Here is a 16794-nt window from a genome sequence, read left to right as displayed (position 1 = left end):
GGGATGGACAGCGAAAGGCGGGCGATGGATCGTGTTGGTGCGCTAGCGGCCGAATGCACGTATCCGGAGCAAACGAGGTTCGCGTTCCGCTCCGGTGTCACCTGCGTGACGACGTCCACGGGAGCGGTGTTGCTCGACCCGCCGCACAGTGAGAAGCTGGCGAAACTGTCGCCCGCTCGGCTGCAGGCGCTCAAGACGTTGAACCTCGGGCCGGCAACGCTGTCAGAGATGTCCACCTCAGCGGACCCCGACGATGTCGGTGCGTTCATAGATCGGCTCACCACGGCGGGCTGGCTGACCGTCACGGTCCGCGACGCCGGTCGGGATCTCTACTCCATAGTGCCGTTCGCCCGACCCGGGCCCCGGCCACCTGCGGGTCCGCAATCGCAGCCGGTGCCTGCCCTAATCATGTCCAAGTTCGCCGTGCTGCACCATGATTCGGCCAGCTTCGTGCTGGAGCATCCGTTGGGCTGGTGTGATCTGCGCATCCACGATGCGAATCTGCTTGCCCTACTTGACGGTTCGACACAAGACAACCACGGCGTGACGGGCGCTGCCGCGTCGCACTTCCTGCGGGATCTGCGCTGGAGCGCAATCCTGGTTCCGGCCGGCAGCGACGACGACGAGTTCGACAAGGTCGCCTGGAGTGCGCCGGATTTGTGGTTCCACCGCCGCAGCACCCTCGGTGAGCGCACGGTTGGCTGGGCGGATTTCGGCCCGACCAGGTGGGCAAAGGGCCGATTTCCGCAACCGCCGGCGCGCCGGGTGAACTACCCCGGCGATCCGATCGCCCTGCTCGCCCCGGACCTCACCGCCAAGCGGGCGCAGGACCCGACACTGACGGCCGTGCTAGAAGATCGGGTGTCGACTCGGGCGTTCGACGATACGCATCCGATGGCCGTGCAGCAGTTATCCGAGTTGCTCTACCGCACAGCACGAACGCGCGGAATCAACCCGCTCGGCGACGGCGAGCAGCTGCTCTCCCGTCCATACCCCTCGAGCGGCGGGCTCTACGAGCTCGAGCTCTACCCGGTGGTGCGCAACGTCGCCGGGTTGCCGCCGGCCATGTACCACTACGACTCGTTCGACCACGTGTTGCGCCCGGTGGCCGTCGCGGATTCGCGGCCGGTGTCGCAGCTGATGAAGGCGGCGTCGGCAACGCTGGCCGGCGGCGCCGAGCCGCAAGTACTCGTCGTCATCGCCGCGCGCTCCGGCCGGATCACCTGGACTTACCAACAGATTTGTTATGCAACGATTCTCAAGGATGTCGGGGTCTTGATGCAGACGATCTATCTGGCCGCAACAGCGATGGGGCTGGGAGCCTGCGCGCAGGGATACAGCGACACCGCCGCATTCGGTGCCGCCACCGGCGTCGACGAACTGCAGGAGTGCAGCGTTGGCAGCATCGTGGTGGGGTCCCCGGTGCGGAACTAGTTGCGGCGCATCGGATTAGATCCGAGCCGCGGGCTCGTGGTGCGGGTGACCCGAGTGCCGGACGGCGGTTCCGACGAACGGCGCCCGCAGCGTCGCGGCCAGGTGATGACGGTTGACGATCAGCCCGCCGACGGTGAGCGCCAGATAGATGGCACAGAGCGCCAGGCGCCCGGTGGTCGAGGTGATCGGGAACTGAATGGCGAACAGCGCCAGCAGCGTCCAGGCGGACATCCGGCTGAAGCGTAGAGCCAAGATGACCGCGATACCCATCAGGGTCTGGCAAGCCGTCAACAAGACCTCCTCGATCTGGCGCGCGTCGAGCACCAGCGAGAAACCCCCGCCGCCCAGCAGATGTGCCAGCGGCAGCGAGCCGATCAGCAAGGTCCACTGGTTGACCTTGGACGAGATCAGCGTGGCGATGGCCGCGGTGCCTTTGCCGCGCGTGGCGAAGATGATCGCGATGATGAACTCGGGTGCCTCGGAGGCCAGCGGCGCCAGCCACTGCACCAGCAGGAACCGGTCGATGCCCAACTCGGTTCCGGCGGCGACGAGATTGTCGGCGAACGGTTTGGCGCACAGCAGGATCACCGCGCCGGCCACCACGAACAGGCTGCCGACGACGAAGCGGCGGGCTCGGTCGGAGAGTTCGCCGAGCGCGGCGGCGGTACCGACCAAGTCGGGCTCCTCGACGTCGCCATGGCTGACCTTGTACAGGTAGAAGCCGAACCAGGCCAACAGCGCCAACCCCATCGTGAGGTGGATTTCGCCGGCAGCCGGTAGTACAAACGCGACAACGCCGGCGATCAGCAGGAAGCCGAGTTCGACGCGATTGGCGGGCTCGAGCCGCAAGCCGGTGGGTTTCCGGGCGCCGAACCTACGTGCCGCGAGGATGCTCGCCAGCACCACCACCGGCCACCCCAGGCCCATCAACAGTCGGTTCGACCCGGTCATGTTGGCCGCCGCGTACTGGGTGTAACTCGCGTTGTGACCGGAGACGTATGCGTAATACAAGTCGACGGCGTATTCCGGCAGCACCGCTACCAGGGCGAGGGCCGCAATGGCCAGGCCGCCCGAGACGTCGATCTGCGCGGCCTCGGCTGCCCAGGCCAGCAGGAAACTGGCGGATACGACGGCGGCGCCGAAGATCAACAGCGCGGCCACCGGTTCCGGGTGCAAGCCCATGATCCTGATGACGACCGCGGGCGCGATGAAGAGCGCGGTGATCAGCGCCGACCGGACCAGGGTCCGCCGCGGAAACCGCCTGGGCTCCGACACCGCCGACACCCCAGCCGTCGGAGCGGGTGCCCTCTCAGTGGCGAGCATCGTCATCCTTGTGTTTGAACGGGCGCCGATGGTGATGGCTACTTGGCTCGCGGCCGTGGCTTGACCTGCTCGCCCACGGTACCTGCAATACCGACCACCCAGCAACGTTGTGAGTATCCCAACCGATGCCATCCGGCTATCTATATTTGCTGGCCAACGTGGTCAAGCTGTTAAGTTGGGGCCGACTAACTTAAGTTTATGGCAAACCTTCTACCGCCCTTTGCCGGTAGTCAGCAGCGGTGGAGCGGCCTGGAACGGCCGGGCTGGGGCGGTCAGTGGCATGCCGGAAGTCTCCCGGGCGCCGCCGTCCGCGCGCCCTGTTTGCTGAGAATCTTGGAGGCCGCGTCAGGGGCCGGCGCGCACGGTGTTCGTCTCTAGTTCTCGAATAATTGAGTTAATCGATCGAATGTTCGCTACAACAGGTAGAGACCCGGCCGGCAAGGAGCCAAGGATTCGCGGATCAACCTCGGCGCCAACCGCGCGAGTCCTCGACGTTGTCGAGTTGCTGGCGCGGTCCTCAAACGCGCGGCTGCGCTTCTCCGACGTCGTGCGTGAGCTCGATCTGACGCAGGGGACGGTGCACGCCATCCTCAAGACACTCTGCGATCGCGGCTGGGCCAGCCGCGATCCCGTCACCAAGACGTTCACGCTGGGCCCCGCGCTCGCCGTGGTCGCCGCGCGGATGGACAACGCCCGCCCGCTCGCGCATGCCGCCCGGGCGGCGGCGCTGCGTCTTTCGCGCGACGTTGGCTATGCCGGTTCGGTCGTCGAGCTGTTTGGTGAATCGTTGGTAGTCACCGCCGTCGAGGGCGATCCTGCCACTCAGCCCGCCGGCATACCCGGCGATCGCATCCCGTACACGCCACCATTCGGTGTGCCATTCGCCGCCTGGGACACCGACGAAGAGCAGCGCGAATGGATTCGCCGCGGCGCGGGTAACAACATCGATCGCGCCCGGCGCCTCGAACACGTCTTGGCGCGCACCCGCGAGCGCGGGTTCGACGTCGACTGGACCACACCCGCGCTGGCCCAGGCCGTCCAGGTGGTCGGCACGCTGGATAGCAATGCGATGCCGACACCGGTGCGCCACATCCTGGATCAGTTGCTCGTCGAGTTCACCACGATCGGTTTTCTGTCCGACGACAACCCCGGGCGCCGCAAGCAACCCGTCGTGACCATCGCCGCACCGATTTTCGACCACCGCGGCCACGTCGCCCTAATGCTCGCCGTGCATCCGCTGGCGACACTCAGCGCACGGCAAATTCAGCTAATCGGCAACAAGCTGGTCGGGGAGACGGCCGCGATCACCGAAGCCCAGCAACATCCAGGCGTGGTGGACCTCGCAGGAGCGTAGCGCTGCCGCGAATTCAGCCCGCTAGGCCTCTTGGAGGCCGGGCAACGGAACGTCAAATGCGTTGAGCGTCACCGCCACCATGGAGAAACAGCCCACCAGAAACACGATCTCGGCAGCACCCTGCTCACCGAAGCGCCCGGCGGCGGCTCGATAGGTCGACTCGGGCAGGACACCGCCGCGGTTGAGCGCCGCGGCCATGTCGTAGGCAACGCGCTCGGCATCGGTGAGATCCGCGGGACGTTCGCCGGCGGCGACGGAGGAGATCTTGGCGTCGGAGAGCCCGGCGCGCCGGGCGAAGTACTCATGTCCGTCGAGGGCATACCTCGCACCGAAATTGGCGACGGTGATCAAGATGACCAATTGATGGATGACTTCGGGCAAGACGCGAAAATCCCAAAGCGACTTATTGAACGCCCAAGCCGGCGCGCCGAATTGGGGGAAATGCAGCCATGGGTTGAAGGGGCCGATAAGAGCGCCGTCCGAACGGCGTGCGACGAGTTCGCCGAAGCTCGTGTCGACTACTTCGGTGATGTCTCGATACAGACGCTGTTGCTCGGTACTCAAGCTGGGCGGCGGGAGAGGCGGTAGACGCATCCGGCTTCCTTTCCTGTTCTGCTTCGAGACAACACTCGGATACGCCCGCCGTCCACGACCGATCGCCGACCAGTGTTAAGCAACGCTTCCTAGGCGAAGGTGGTGGAATTTAGGCTCAAGGCATGGAACTGCGGCAACTGCGCTACTTCGTGGCCGTCGCGGAGGAACTGCATTTTGGGCGTGCTGCCCAGCGGGTGCATATTTCCGGTCCCGCGCTGTCACAGCAAATCCTCGCCCTCGAACGCGAATTGGGGACGGAGCTGTTCGTGCGGGATCGTCGCAGCGTTCGGCTCAGCGCGGCCGGTCGATCGTTGCTTGGCGACGCACGCAGGATCCTTCGACTCGCCGACGACGCCAAGCTAGGGGTGCAGCGGACCGCTGAACAATGTGCTCCAGTGCGGCTGGGCTATGTCAGCTGGTTGCCCGACGACCTCAACGCGGCGGTGGGTTCTTCAGTGTCGCTGAGGATTGATGAATGGGTGCTCCCATCACATGTGCAGGCCGACCGGGTGGCGGAAGGCACTCTCGATATCGGACTGGCCTGGATAACTGCGGAGCAAGCCCGAGAGCGCGAGCTCACCGCGCATCTGCTGCGTGCGGAACGTCTAGAGGCTGTGCTACCTGCCAGCGACGCATCGGAAGTTATTGCAGCGCAACGGCTAACGGCCCTCGTCGACGCTGATGTGGCGGCGTGGTGGTCGTGGAATCGATTCGCGGAGGCATTCGCGGTCGACACGGGTGCCCGACTCGTACCGATCGACGACGGCGGCATCACCGGTGATGCGTTCTACGCACACGTCCGCCGAATCCGCAGTCCGGTGCTCGCGTCACCGAAGCGCCATACCGCCGTCACCCCACCCAGCCTCTCACAGCGCCCAGTCGCTGAACCCATTCCGCTATGGACGTGGTCACTGTTGCATCGCACTGACGACGATCGGACCGCTATTCGCGATGTGGTTGATGCGCTGCTGGCCCTGGCACGGCTGCGAGATTGGCTTGTCCCACCCACCCAGCGGTGGTGGGTGCCGGCCGACGATCCGCACCGTGAGGTGCTCGATTCCGGCGCGGGCCTGCAGTAGGAAGTTCGGCGAAGGACAGCTAAGGGGCCGGTCCTGGACGTCGGTGTCCGAGCGCGGTTGAGTCAACATGGTGGCGAAAGGGCGAAAAGCGATGGGAAGCGGCTACGTTGTGGACGACCTCGCCGAGTTCGTCGTGGGTGCGCGGCCGTCGGACCTGAGCCCGCGGTCGCGGGCATTGCTGAAGCGCAATGTGCTCGACAGCGTCGCCTGCGCCATCGGCGCCTTGGGTGGTGAACTCATCGGAACGATCCGTGAGCACACCGAACAATTCAGCGGTACGACCTCGGCGACCCTTGTTGGCGGCGGTCGCGCCTCGGTGGATCAGGCCGCGTTCTTCAATACGGTGCTGGTGCGCTATCCCGACCTGCTCGACACATACCTGACCGTCGGGGGCCTTTGCCATCCCGCCGACAACTTCGGTGCGGTCCTGGCCGTGGCCGAGCACGCCGGCGCCGACGGAGCCGATTTCCTGCTCGCCCTCGCGGTCGCCTATGAGGTCCAATGTCGGTTCAGTGCAAAGGTTCCCGTGATGGCCCGCGGCCTCAACCATGCCCTGCAACTGGCGATGTCGGTGGCGGCGGGCTCGGCGCGGCTACTCGGGTTGGACGCGGCCGACACCGCCAATGCCATCGCGGCCGCGACGGTCGACAACGTCTCCCTCGCCGCGGTGCACGCCGAACCGGTGTCGGCGTGGAAGGGAATCTCGCCGGCGATCACCGGCATGCGCGCGGTGTACACCACGATCCTGGCCGGGCGGGGTATCACCGGACCCAGATCACTGTTCGACGGCCCGAACGGACTCGTTCAACTCTTCGGCCAGCCAATCGATTTCGACACTGCCGACCGCAGACTCAGCGCTGTCGAGCAGACCTACCTCAAGAAATACTGCGCGCTGATCCACGGACAGGCCATCATCGAGGCTCTGTTGACGATTCGGTCCGACCACGACCTGACCGGTGACGACGTCGAGAAGGTGACGATCGAGGTCTTCCAAACCGCCTACGACATCGCCGGCGGGGGAACCTATGGCAGCAAGGACCATCCGGAAACCAAGGAACAAGCCGACTACAACCTGAAGTACCTGAGCGCCGTCGCGCTGCTCGACGGTGGCGTGGGCCCCGAACAGCTCGAGACCGAACGCGTTCTGTGCAGTGACGTCCAACAACTGTTGGCCCGGGTCCAGGTCGTCGCCGCGGCAGATCTGACCGCGAACTACCCGGGCCGCACCGCCGTTCGAGTGCAGGTGCGCACCCGCGACGGCCGCGAATTCGACTGCGAGGAAAGCGATTACGAGGGATCGCCGACGCGCCCGATGTCGTGGGACCGCGTCGTGGAGAAGTTCCACTGGCTGGCCGAGCCCTGCTGCGATCGGTCGCTGCGCGCCGACATCGTCACCGCCGTCGAGCACATCGAACAGATTCCGGTCGGCGAGCTCACCGGACTGCTGGGCGCGGCGAGTCCGGCACCCCGGCGGCCCCGCGGCCGAGCGCGATTCTGACCTCCGCGCGCCCCCTTGCATCGGTCGCGGCACGCGATGAATGATCGGCCATGCGCAAAGATCGCGGCATCAACCGCTGGGAACTGGCCACCTGTGCGCTGGCTGGCCACGTCACCTACGCGCCGGACGAGCAAGCCCTCGCAGACCGGCTAAGCGGCACCACCGGGCTGGGCAAGGTATGGCGCTGTTTGCGCTGCGGAGAATTCATCGTCGGCGAACCGCACGGCCGGGGCCGCGCTGAGGAGGCCCCACTGATCATGCGCGGCAAGGCGTTACGGCAGGCGATCATCATTCGTGCGCTGGCGATCGAGCGTCTGTTCCGGGCGGTGGTGATCATGCTCGCGGCCTATGCGGTGTGGAAGTTTCGTGGCGCCCGCGGCGCGATCCAGGCCACCCTGGACCGCGACCTGCCGGTCTTCCGCGCTGCCGGCTTCAAGGTCGATCAGATGACCATCGTGCACGAGCTGGAAAAGGCGCTTGCCGCCAAACCTTCGACGTTGGCGCTGCTGACCCTGATGTTGACCGGCTACGCGCTGATCGAGGTGCTCGAAGCCGTCGGTCTGTGGTTGCTCAAACGCTGGGGCGAATACTTCGCCGTGATAGCGACCTCGGTCTTCTTGCCGCTGGAAATACACGACCTGGCAAAAGGCGTCACGATGACGCGGCTGGTGACGTTCAGCATCAACGTCCTCGCAGTGATCTACCTGTTGGTCTCCAAGCGGCTGTTCGGCCTGCGGGGTGGCCGCCAGGCCTACGACGAGGAACGTCGCGGTGAGCAACTCCTCGACGTCGAACGGGCTGCGACGACGAGCTGACGGTCATGGCTTGGGGCTGATGAAGACGCCGTCGGCTGCCACGGTGACGCCGTCTGCATCGGAGATCTGGCCGATCGAGAACGTCTTGACTCCTTCGGTTCGCTCGATGCGGGCTTCCGCGCGTAGGGGGCGTCCGAGCTGGGTCCGGCGCCGATAACGCACGGTCAGGGTGCCGGTATAGGCCGGCCGCCCCGGTCGGTGCGCCGTGGCACCGAGCACGTGGTCGAGGATCAGGGCCGAAACCCCGCCGTGGACATGCTCGGGCGGTCCCTCGTAGGCGGCGCCCAGCGTGAACTCCGACCACACCAGACCGTCCTCCTCGTGGTGCAGCACCAGCGGTGGTGCCAGCGGGTTGCGCAGACCGACGACGACATTGCCCCACGCGATGGCCGTACCGTCCGCAGCCGTGCGCACACCGAAGGATCCGGGCCGCGCCGAAGCGCTCAATGCGTCTGCGGCAGAATCGATTTTGGCCATTGCGGTCGCCACCGTCGCCGGGTCAGCCGCACTGCGGATGCTGACGTCGACCAGCCGGCGGATCGATTGGGCCAGCGGACCGTAGACCGTCTCGAGCCGGCGGTAATCAGCGCACAGCATGTCCTCAGGCAATAGGCAACCTAACAGTCCGTGCCAGGGGAGCATCCGCGCCACCGCTGGCGGCGGTTTCGCGACCAGGGAATTTCTGCCGGGAGAGAAAAGTTGCACTGTGCGCTATGCCACAATCGCGGTTCTCTCGCCGTTAACTTTGCTGCTGCACACTTGTAAAACAGCCGGGGTGCAATACGAGAAGTCGGCTCACTGGGTCGATAGGAGGAGGTTGAGACTGTGGTGACGCTGCAGACTTTAATCAACCAGGGCTCTGCCAACCTCGACGTAGTGGCCCCCATCAAGGAGCGCGCGTGTAGCGCATTGCACGCCGTCATGCGAAGCAGGTCACGCGAGCGGGCTGGTGAGCCGCGCGTCATGCGCCGGGGCGCGGAGCGCTGCTGACGGCTCGTCCGGGTCGATAGACTCGCCGACGGCGCCGCCGCATGGCCTGCGCCCGGGCGAGGAGAGTTCCAGGTGCGATCTCGATGACGATCGGCATTGTCTGCGCCATCCCGCAGGAGTGGGCGTATCTGCGCGGCATGCTGTCGACCGAGCACCGCGAGCGGGTCGCGCAGCTCAGTTTTGACGCCGGCGACCTGGTAGGGCACCGGGTGGTGCTGGTGGCCGGGGGGATGGGCAAGGTCAACGCCGCATTGGTTGCAACCCTGCTTGCCGACCGATTCGGTTGCTGCCCAATAGTTTTCACTGGCGTCGCGGGTGGGCTCGACCCGAAGCTGGGTATCGGCGATATTGTCGTCGCCGATCATCTGGTGCAGCACGACTCGGGGGTCATCGAGGACGGGCGGCTACGTCCCTACCAGCCTGGGCACATCCCGTTCATCAACCCGACCGACCGGTCCGGATACCCGGTCGACCCCGGACTCGTCGGACGCGTTCAGCGCCGCCTCGCCGGGTTCGCTCTTCCGGCATTGCCCCCAGCCGCGGGCGGCACCGGCGCGGTGCCGCGGGTCGCCTACGGGACGGTCTTGAGCGGTGATCAGTATCTGCATTGCGAAGCCACGCGCAAGCGGTGGCACGACGAGTTCGGGGCCCTGGCCGTCGAAATGGAGGGCGGCGCACTGGCTCAGGTGTGCGAGGCCTTCGCGATACCGTGGCTGGTCATCCGGGCACTGTCCGACCTCGCCGGCGTAGATTCCGGTGTCGACTTCAACTTGTTCGCCGAAACGGTCGCGATCAGCTCCGCGCGGGTATTGCTGCACCTGTTGCCGGTGCTGAGCTGACCGCACTGCCGGCCGCGGCGTGCTCGCGTTGCCGCCGCCGCGCTCGGGACGCCCGCAAGTTGGCCACGTTGCCGCACGTTTTCGCGTTGCACCACACCCCGCTGTTGTTTTTGGAGCGGTCATAGAAGGTCGTCCCACAAGGATCGTTGCGGCATTGCTTCAGTCGTCGCCAGGTGTCGGCCTGCTGGCTCAGCAAGATCTCACCCCATAACGCCGAGGCCAGCCAGCGCCAACCAGTCCCGGCGGGGGTCAGGCGCACCTCGCCGGTGTCGGACAACGCGAAGCACGCCGAAATCGAGTTCGGGATGGGCCCGTCGGCCTTTTCCCTGCGCACCAAGCGCGCGATGGAGCGGCGCACGGCGCGGAGTTTCGGCAGATCCTCCTCGGCCAGCCGGGGCGGTGCTACGGGAGCGCCGCGCTGGGCCGACCAGACCCCGACCGCACTACCGGCCCACTCTTGGGCGAGCGCGAGGTCTTCCAGCAGGTCGCAACCGTAGTGCGGCACCGCAACCGTGTTCAGGAAATCCTGCACCAGCCCGAGCCCGCCGGGCGCCGGGCCGGCGTTGTAGCGCTGTGATGCAGACCATTCAGACATAGCCAAATGCTACTTGACTATGTCGCGGCCGGCAACTACCTTGACAGAATCAAAGTCAGTTTGACTCAGTCAAGGAGAGTGGATCATGGTCAACATCGAGGGATCGACAGTCGTGGTCACCGGTGGTCAACGCGGACTCGGCAAGGCGATCGTGGAGGAGTTTCTGCGGCGGGGCGCGGCGAAGGTCTACGCCACGGCGCGCACGCCACAACCCAGCGACGACCCGCGCATCGTGAGTGTGCCGCTTGACGTCACGCAGACCGAATCGGTTGCGGCGCTCGCTGCCAGGGCATCCGACGCCACCATCGTGGTCAACAACGCCGGCGTTGCCGGCGCCACCCAGCTGCTCAACAGCGACCTGGACGAGGTGCGTGAGGTCTTCGAGACCAATTACTTCGGCGCCCTTCGGGTGGCGCAGGCGTTCGCGCCGATCCTGGCCAGGAACGGCGGCGGGGCGCTTGTCGACATCAGCTCGGTGCTGGCGTGGATTGGCGGCTTCGGTGGCTACGGCGACTCGAAGGCGGCCATCTGGTCGCTGTCGAATTCGCTGCGCGTCGAACTCGAGAAGCAGGGCACGCTGGTCACCGCGGTTCATCTGGGCTTCACCGACACCGACATGGCCGCCAATTTCGCTGTGCCGAAGAACGATCCGCGCGATGTCGCCCGAGAAATCGTGGACGGCATCCAGGATGACCAGGCAGAGGTGCTCGCCGACGAATCCAGTCGGTATGCCAAGGCGGCGCTCGCTGGCCCGGCGGAGTTGCTACGGGTCGGTTGAGCGGTTCGTCCGCGCGCCGGGGCGGGAAGTCGGTGCACATCGGCGTGCTCGGCATGTTTGGATTGGCGTATGGCTGAAACGGATCCAGCAGGCCCCGAGGGCATTGTCAGCGCTTCGCGCGTCATCTCGGCTAGCGCCGAACGAATCTTCGAATTGATCGCCGACCCGTCCCGTCAACCAAGTTGGGACGGCAACGACAATCTCGAATCTGCTGAGCCGGGGCAGCGCGTACGCCAGGTCGGCGACGTGTTCAAGATGTTGCTGACCAACGGCCAGGTGCGGGAAAACCACGTGGTCGAGTTCATCGAAGGCGCCAAAATCGCTTGGCGCCCAGCAGAACCCGGCAAGAAGCCGCCCGGCCATCTATGGCGGTGGGAGCTCAACGCCATCAACGCCACACTGACCAACGTCACGCACACCTACGACTGGACAGCGCTGAGCGACCCCACGCGCTTGCCAAAGGCGCGCTCGACGACACCAGAGATGCTGCGCGAGTCGATGGACAAGCTGGCAGCGCTCGCCCAGCGCGCCGACTGACGGCTCAGCCGTTTTTGCCCCGGACCCACTGGAAGGTGCCGAGGTTGTGGACTCGCACGCTCACGAATCCGTGCTCTTCCAGGACATCGCCGATCTCATCCTCGCCGAACACATGAGCGCCGAAATTCGGCAGCAGCTGCCATAGGCGCGCAGCGCGCCCCACGGTCGGAACCATGACGGCCAACCGGCCGCCGGGGCGCAGCACGCGGGCCATCTCGGCCAGCGCGGCCGATGGGTTCGGAATGAGTTGCAAGACTGCCAGAGATATCACGGCGTCAACAGTGTTGTCGCGGAAAGGGAGTCGCTGCGCGTCGGCACGGATGAAGCCGACATGCGGGCTTGCTTCGTTGCGGACCGCGCGGGTCAGCATCGCCTCGGAAATGTCCACGCCCAGCGCCAGGCCGTCCTCGCCGGCAGCCTGCGCCAGCGACGCGGTCACCGTGCCCGGCCCAGAACCGACGTCCAGCGCGGTACCGCCCGTAGGGATGTCCAGCCAGTCGGCGGGGTGCTGCAGGGCGGCGAACAGCCGGCGTGACACTGCTTGCGCGTTGTCGTAAAGCATCGACCCGATGGGTGAGGCCCAGGCCGCCTGGATGGGGCCGGTGTTCTTCGGGACGTCGTTGGCGTGGTCGTCGAGCAGATCGAGGTATCCCTTGCTGGTGTCGGGCTCCGCCGGCGGGTCGGTGAGCAGATCCAGCGCGCGGCGCAACGCGGGAGACGGCGACACGTGTACGTCGGTCATGCGCACTCCTTTAATGAAATGTGAAGCTGTACACCAAAATCGGGGCCCGCGACATTGACGGCTCTGCAGCGCAGCCTACGCGCGCTCGGCGGGCGCCTCGAGACGCCGAGCGTGTGTATTTCGTTAACGATTGACGACGGAATGCTCGCTGACCAGCGCGTACAACCGCCACGCGCCCGGCACCCCTTTGAGCGCGCTCTCCCCGCGGTCGGTGAACCGGTGCCGCGATCCGGTGACGATGTCGCGCAGTGTCGAGGAAACGAGCACCTCGCCAGGCCCGGCTAGCGCGGCAACCCGTGCCCCGATGTGCACGGCCATTCCCGCGACGTCGGTGCCCCGCGCCTCGACCTCGCCTGCGTGAATGCCGACCCGAACCTCGATGCCCAGCACCCGAACCGCGTCCACGATGGCATCGGCGCATGCGATCGCCGCGCTCGGGCTGGTGAACGTGGCGACGAATCCGTCACCGGCCGTGTTGACTTCGCGGCCGGCGAATCGCTGCAGTTCCTGGCGCACGATGGTGTCGTGGTTGTCCAACAGATCGCGCCAGCGATCGTCGCCGAGCAGGGCGGCGTGTTCGGTCGAACCGACGATGTCGGTGAACACGATGGTGGTGAGCAAGCGTTCTGCGGCCGCCCCGCCCCGCACGCCGGTGATGAACTCCTCGATCTCGTCGAGCATCGGCGCGGTGTCACCCACCCAGTAGAGGGCATCCTTTCCGGGCAGCTCGCGCAGGCGTGATCCGGCGATGTGCTCGGCGAGGTACCGGCCGTGCTCGACCGGACTGAACTCGGGGTTGTCGCGGTGCAGGATCAGCGTCGGCGCGCTGACACGGGACAGTGTCTCGCGCACGTCGGACTGCCGGAGCTTGGTGATGAACACCCGCGCCATGCTGGGCGAGGCGGCCCGATTACCCGCGTGGTCCCACCAGGCGCGGAATACGGCGTCGGCGGCGACAGACGGGGCGATGATGGCAAGCATGTCGAAGCCCTGCTCGACGGCGTCCGGTTCCATTCCGACCGTCGTATAGGCCTCGGCGGCGCTCTCGTCGCTGCCAATCGGGTAGTCGGGCCCGCGCAGCGTGCGGGCGGCGCCGTTGAAGATGACCAGGTTGTTCACCCGCTCGGGGAAGTCCGCGGCGAGCACCAGGCCGGTCAACGACGTGAAACCGGGAGCAAAGATCGTCGCCCGCTCACACCCGACGGCATCCATCACGGCAAGCGCGTCCTGCGCCCAGAAGCGCGGGCCGATCATGTCCAGCGAGGGCACCCGCGACGACAAGCCGATGCCGCGCTGGTCGAACCGGATCACCCGGGCAAAAGAGGCCAACCGACGGTGGAAGCGGTACATCGATGGCTCGCTGTCGACACAGTCGATCGGTATAAGGGGGCCTGGGAGCACCAACAGGTCGATCGGTCCATCGCCAAAAATCTGGTAGGCGATGTCTATCTCGCCGCAGTTGGCATACCGCAGCCGTGGAACCGGCGCCACTCGTACAGGTTAATGCAGTGCCGTGACACGTCTAGGGAAGGTCTAGACCAGGTTGCCGATCAGCGGCACCAGGTAGCGTGCGGCATAGTCGCGGACGGCGCCGTCATCGGCGATGTCGAGGCGGTCGGTCGGGAAGACGATGATGCCGAGCGCGACGCGCAACAGGACGTCGGCGACGTTGGACAGGTCGGCGTCGGGAATCTCAGCCCCGCACCGGCGCAGGGTGTGGGCGATCCCGTCGGCGAACTGGCCGATGGGGAAGACGTGCGATCGGGAGAACAAGCCGAGCAACTCGGGTTCGCTCTGCACGATGCGTGAATACAGCCGCGAATCCTGAACCAGGCGCACGCCCAGGGTGAACGCCTCGATCACCGCCTGCTGGGGGTCACAGCCGGCAGTGGCCCGGCCCAGGGTGGCGAAAAAGATTTCGGCCTCGCGACGCACCACCTGTTCGACCAAGTCGTCTTTGGTGGGGAAGCGGCGATAGATGGTGCTGCGGCTGACGCCGGCGCGCGCGGCGACGTCCTCGATGTTCGCCCGACGTACGCCATACGTCTCGAAGACCGCGCGGGCGGTGTCCAGAATGGCCCGCTCCACGTCGGTGGCTTCTTCGACACCGCCGCCACTGCCGATCTGGCCCGCCAAGCTGCGGCTCCGCATGATTACCGACCCCCACTGCGATCGCGTACGCCCAAATGCTAACGTGGAACAAAGATACATTTTTGTGTCAATGCTTCGGGGGAGGTGGGGCGTGACCGCCCAACAGGACCGGACGGCCGGCCCGAACGTCGGTGCGCTGTTCGACTCGGGTGTTCGGGAAGCCCTACCCGTCGTGCTCGACGAGTCGGGTCCCAACCGGGCCGCAGCCCGGTTGGGACCCGACTCGCTGATCTGGAAGTTCTACGGCGATCACCGCACCCAGTTCTTCGGGTTCCAGCGCGTCGCCGGTGTTGAGAATTGCATCGAGCAACTCGCTCAGGGCGTGTTCGATCATTCGGTGGTTTTCAGCGACACGTTGGGCCGCGCCAAACGGACGGCGCCACCGCTGATGAAGACGGTCTACTCCGACGACCCGCATGAGTGGGGTCGCAAGGTGCGTGACTTTCACAAGCCGATCAAAGGAACGATCAGTGACGGCTCCAGGTATCACGCGCTGAACCCCGAGTTGTTCTACTGGGCGCACGCGACTTTCGTCGATCAGGTCATCTACAACACCGACACGTTCATCCGTCGTCTCTCGGATGCGGAGAAGGAACAGATCTTCGAGGAAGGCAAGATCTGGTACCACCTGTACGGCGTCAGCGACCGCGGTCAGCCGCAGACCTACGCCGATTTCCTCTCCTACTGGGAGCAGATGCTCGAACGGTTCGTGCCGCACAAGACGGTCCTGTACGGCACCGGCTACATCCGCAAGGGCATCCCGGCACCGCGGTGGATGCCCAAGCCGATCTGGGCGGTGCTGGCCGCACCACTGAACGCCTACACCCGCCTAGTCCTGGTCGGCACCATGCCGCCACAGATGCGCGAGGTGTGCCAGCTGCAATGGAACGCCAAGAAAGAGAAGCGGTTTCAGCGTTTCGCGGCCGTCATGCGCGCGTTGAACCCGTTGATCAACCGGCTGCCGCTGCCGCTGCTCTACACGCCATGGGCGGTGACCGCGTGGCGCCGGGCGGGAGTCGACCCGCGCCGGATCCACAATCGCGCCGCCTAGCTGATCCATTGCGCGGCGACCGCCGGGTCCGACGCCAACCAGTTGCCGAGATTGCGGGACGCGGTTGCGGTGCTGGCGGAGACTAGTGGTTGCCCCGCGTCATATCGGGGCATCCCGCTACGTCAGCTCGAAGCGTGAGGAGTATCGCGATGCACATGACGGGTAATACCGTGCTGGTCACCGGCGGCGGAACCGGTATCGGACGCGGTCTGGCCGAGTCATTGCACCAGCTCGGCAACAAGGTGGTGATCGCGGGCCGGCGCCGCGACGCCCTACAGGCCGTGGTGTCGGCCAACCCCGGCATCGACTGCATGCCGCTGGATCAGGCCGACGCCGCCGACGTCAGGCGCTTCGTCGTCGAGCTGACCGACCGTCACCCCGACCTCAACGTTTTGGTCAACAACGCCGGGATACAGCGGGTCGAAGACCTGACCGCCACCAACGTCGGGCTGGCCGAGCAGAGTATCTCGATAAACCTGGTGGGCCCGATCCGGTTGATTTCGGCCCTGCTTCCGGGACTGTTGCGCAAGCCACGCGCGGCAATCATCAACGTGACGTCCGGTCTGGCATTCATGCCCAGTGCGCTGACACCGACGTATTGCGCCGCCAAGGCGGCGCTGCACTCCTACACCCAGTCGCTGCGCTACCAGCTGCGCGGAACACCCGTCGACGTCTTCGAGATCATTCCTCCGCATGTGCAGACCGCGTTGCAAGGCGAACGGGGATTCGACCCCCGGGGGATGCCGGTGGACGAATTCGTCGCCGAGGCGATCGCCCTGTTGCAAGCGCAACCCCAGGCCGACGAGATCGTGGTCGAGCGCGCCAAGGCTTTCCGATACGCCGAACGAGACGGCACCTATGACGACATCTATCCCGCGTTCAACGAGGCGATAACGGCGTGGTTCCGGCGCGAAAGTGGTAAAGGCTGAAAACCTAGCGGCCACATGGAATTCGCCGCGACATGGGCAGACGTTCAATCGTTGTATGCCTGGTGGAACCCGAGCCGCCATAGCC

At 65.8% G+C, this 16794-nt stretch carries 17 protein-coding genes; 10 read left to right on the top strand and 7 right to left on the bottom strand.

Features of this window, described 5'->3' with window-relative positions:
- Positions 1–3: 3 nt before the first annotated feature.
- Positions 4–1434, top strand: a complete 1431-nt coding sequence (locus G6N33_RS11270; protein WP_044509260.1) for a SagB family peptide dehydrogenase — start codon at positions 4–6, stop codon at positions 1432–1434.
- 15 nt (positions 1435–1449) lie between these two features.
- Here the strand turns inward: G6N33_RS11270 and G6N33_RS11265 are convergent, their stop codons facing one another.
- Positions 1450–2763: a sodium:proton exchanger gene (locus tag G6N33_RS11265; RefSeq protein WP_044509261.1), complete on the bottom strand. Its 1314-nt coding sequence runs from the start codon at positions 2761–2763 to the stop codon at positions 1450–1452.
- Positions 2764–3163: 400 nt separating this feature from the next.
- Between G6N33_RS11265 and G6N33_RS11260 the strand changes: the two genes are divergently transcribed.
- A complete protein-coding gene (locus G6N33_RS11260) occupies positions 3164–4111 on the top strand; it encodes a helix-turn-helix domain-containing protein (RefSeq protein WP_081662140.1) in 948 nt (315 codons plus the stop codon).
- 21 nt (positions 4112–4132) lie between these two features.
- Here the strand turns inward: G6N33_RS11260 and G6N33_RS11255 are convergent, their stop codons facing one another.
- Positions 4133–4705 (bottom strand): carboxymuconolactone decarboxylase family protein, encoded by a 573-nt coding sequence (locus G6N33_RS11255; protein WP_044509262.1) that lies wholly within the window; start codon positions 4703–4705, stop codon positions 4133–4135.
- 122 nt (positions 4706–4827) lie between these two features.
- On the opposite strand from G6N33_RS11255, the gene G6N33_RS27740 reads away from it, so the two are divergent.
- From G6N33_RS27740 to G6N33_RS11240, 3 genes are all read left to right on the top strand, one after another.
- Positions 4828–5784: a LysR family transcriptional regulator gene (locus tag G6N33_RS27740; RefSeq protein ID WP_044509263.1), complete on the top strand. Its 957-nt coding sequence runs from the start codon at positions 4828–4830 to the stop codon at positions 5782–5784.
- A 109-nt stretch (positions 5785–5893) separates the two neighbouring features.
- The gene (locus tag G6N33_RS11245; protein WP_081662373.1) at positions 5894–7282 is read left to right on the top strand and encodes an MmgE/PrpD family protein; all 1389 of its coding nucleotides are present in this window, start codon (positions 5894–5896) and stop codon (positions 7280–7282) included.
- Positions 7283–7332: 50 nt separating this feature from the next.
- Positions 7333–8097, top strand: a complete 765-nt coding sequence (locus G6N33_RS11240; protein WP_044509265.1) for a DUF2127 domain-containing protein — start codon at positions 7333–7335, stop codon at positions 8095–8097.
- A 3-nt stretch (positions 8098–8100) separates the two neighbouring features.
- Here G6N33_RS11240 and G6N33_RS11235 read toward each other — a convergent pair whose 3' ends face one another.
- Positions 8101–8694, bottom strand: coding sequence for a PaaI family thioesterase (locus G6N33_RS11235; RefSeq protein ID WP_044509266.1), 594 nt, complete (start codon positions 8692–8694; stop codon positions 8101–8103).
- A 476-nt stretch (positions 8695–9170) separates the two neighbouring features.
- On the opposite strand from G6N33_RS11235, the gene G6N33_RS11230 reads away from it, so the two are divergent.
- Entirely contained in the window at positions 9171–9926 is a 756-nt protein-coding gene (locus G6N33_RS11230; protein ID WP_044509267.1) for a 5'-methylthioadenosine/adenosylhomocysteine nucleosidase, read from the top strand.
- Here G6N33_RS11230 and G6N33_RS11225 read toward each other — a convergent pair.
- Positions 9880–10521, bottom strand: a complete 642-nt coding sequence (locus tag G6N33_RS11225; RefSeq protein WP_231382533.1) for a CGNR zinc finger domain-containing protein — start codon at positions 10519–10521, stop codon at positions 9880–9882. The two genes, G6N33_RS11230 and G6N33_RS11225, sit on opposite strands and share 47 nt — an antisense overlap.
- Positions 10522–10606: 85 nt before the next feature.
- Here G6N33_RS11225 and G6N33_RS11220 point away from each other — a divergent pair, with 85 nt between their 5' ends.
- Together G6N33_RS11220 and G6N33_RS11215 are read left to right on the top strand one after the other, a co-directional pair.
- The gene (locus G6N33_RS11220) at positions 10607–11299 is read left to right on the top strand and encodes an SDR family oxidoreductase (protein ID WP_044509268.1); all 693 of its coding nucleotides are present in this window, start codon (positions 10607–10609) and stop codon (positions 11297–11299) included.
- Between the two features lie 69 nt (positions 11300–11368).
- Positions 11369–11836, top strand: coding sequence for an SRPBCC family protein (locus tag G6N33_RS11215; protein ID WP_044509269.1), 468 nt, complete (start codon positions 11369–11371; stop codon positions 11834–11836).
- A gap of 4 nt (positions 11837–11840) precedes the next feature.
- Here the strand turns inward: G6N33_RS11215 and G6N33_RS11210 are convergent, their stop codons facing one another.
- From G6N33_RS11210 to G6N33_RS11200, 3 genes are all read right to left on the bottom strand, one after another.
- Entirely contained in the window at positions 11841–12578 is a 738-nt protein-coding gene (locus tag G6N33_RS11210) for a class I SAM-dependent methyltransferase (RefSeq protein WP_044509270.1), read from the bottom strand.
- A gap of 123 nt (positions 12579–12701) precedes the next feature.
- Positions 12702–14069, bottom strand: a complete 1368-nt coding sequence (locus G6N33_RS11205) for an adenylate/guanylate cyclase domain-containing protein (protein WP_044509271.1) — start codon at positions 14067–14069, stop codon at positions 12702–12704.
- 42 nt (positions 14070–14111) lie between these two features.
- Positions 14112–14729: a TetR/AcrR family transcriptional regulator gene (locus G6N33_RS11200; protein ID WP_044509272.1), complete on the bottom strand. Its 618-nt coding sequence runs from the start codon at positions 14727–14729 to the stop codon at positions 14112–14114.
- A 70-nt stretch (positions 14730–14799) separates the two neighbouring features.
- Between G6N33_RS11200 and G6N33_RS11195 the strand changes: the two genes are divergently transcribed.
- Complete coding sequence (locus G6N33_RS11195) at positions 14800–15780, top strand: oxygenase MpaB family protein (protein ID WP_044512663.1); 981 nt, start codon at positions 14800–14802, stop codon at positions 15778–15780.
- Between the two features lie 149 nt (positions 15781–15929).
- Positions 15930–16709: an SDR family oxidoreductase gene (locus G6N33_RS11190; RefSeq protein WP_044509273.1), complete on the top strand. Its 780-nt coding sequence runs from the start codon at positions 15930–15932 to the stop codon at positions 16707–16709.
- Positions 16710–16794: the final 85 nt, after the last annotated feature.

This window comes from Mycobacterium simiae (assembly GCF_010727605.1).
In the GTDB taxonomy this organism is placed as follows: domain Bacteria; phylum Actinomycetota; class Actinomycetes; order Mycobacteriales; family Mycobacteriaceae; genus Mycobacterium; species Mycobacterium simiae.
This window is presented reverse-complemented; position numbering and strand designations above follow the sequence as displayed.

What these genes read in the sequence shown, in the direction of transcription:
- G6N33_RS11220 (WP_044509268.1), top strand. Translation starts at nt 10,607, where the DNA reads ATGGTCAACATCGAGGGATCGACAGTCGTGGTCACCGGTGGTCAACGC.
- G6N33_RS27740 (WP_044509263.1), top strand. Translation starts at nt 4,828, where the DNA reads ATGGAACTGCGGCAACTGCGCTACTTCGTGGCCGTCGCGGAGGAACTG.
- G6N33_RS11230 (WP_044509267.1), top strand. Translation starts at nt 9,171, where the DNA reads ATGACGATCGGCATTGTCTGCGCCATCCCGCAGGAGTGGGCGTATCTG.
- G6N33_RS11235 (WP_044509266.1), bottom strand. Translation starts at nt 8,694, where the DNA reads ATGCTGTGCGCTGATTACCGCCGGCTCGAGACGGTCTACGGTCCGCTG.
- G6N33_RS11195 (WP_044512663.1), top strand. Translation starts at nt 14,800, where the DNA reads ATGCTTCGGGGGAGGTGGGGCGTGACCGCCCAACAGGACCGGACGGCC.
- G6N33_RS11200 (WP_044509272.1), bottom strand. Translation starts at nt 14,729, where the DNA reads ATGCGGAGCCGCAGCTTGGCGGGCCAGATCGGCAGTGGCGGCGGTGTC.
- G6N33_RS11210 (WP_044509270.1), bottom strand. Translation starts at nt 12,578, where the DNA reads ATGACCGACGTACACGTGTCGCCGTCTCCCGCGTTGCGCCGCGCGCTG.
- G6N33_RS11265 (WP_044509261.1), bottom strand. Translation starts at nt 2,763, where the DNA reads ATGACGATGCTCGCCACTGAGAGGGCACCCGCTCCGACGGCTGGGGTG.
- G6N33_RS11270 (WP_044509260.1), top strand. Translation starts at nt 4, where the DNA reads ATGGACAGCGAAAGGCGGGCGATGGATCGTGTTGGTGCGCTAGCGGCC.
- G6N33_RS11215 (WP_044509269.1), top strand. Translation starts at nt 11,369, where the DNA reads ATGGCTGAAACGGATCCAGCAGGCCCCGAGGGCATTGTCAGCGCTTCG.
- G6N33_RS11225 (WP_231382533.1), bottom strand. Translation starts at nt 10,521, where the DNA reads ATGTCTGAATGGTCTGCATCACAGCGCTACAACGCCGGCCCGGCGCCC.
- G6N33_RS11240 (WP_044509265.1), top strand. Translation starts at nt 7,333, where the DNA reads ATGCGCAAAGATCGCGGCATCAACCGCTGGGAACTGGCCACCTGTGCG.
- G6N33_RS11260 (WP_081662140.1), top strand. Translation starts at nt 3,164, where the DNA reads ATGTTCGCTACAACAGGTAGAGACCCGGCCGGCAAGGAGCCAAGGATT.
- G6N33_RS11190 (WP_044509273.1), top strand. Translation starts at nt 15,930, where the DNA reads ATGCACATGACGGGTAATACCGTGCTGGTCACCGGCGGCGGAACCGGT.
- G6N33_RS11255 (WP_044509262.1), bottom strand. Translation starts at nt 4,705, where the DNA reads ATGCGTCTACCGCCTCTCCCGCCGCCCAGCTTGAGTACCGAGCAACAG.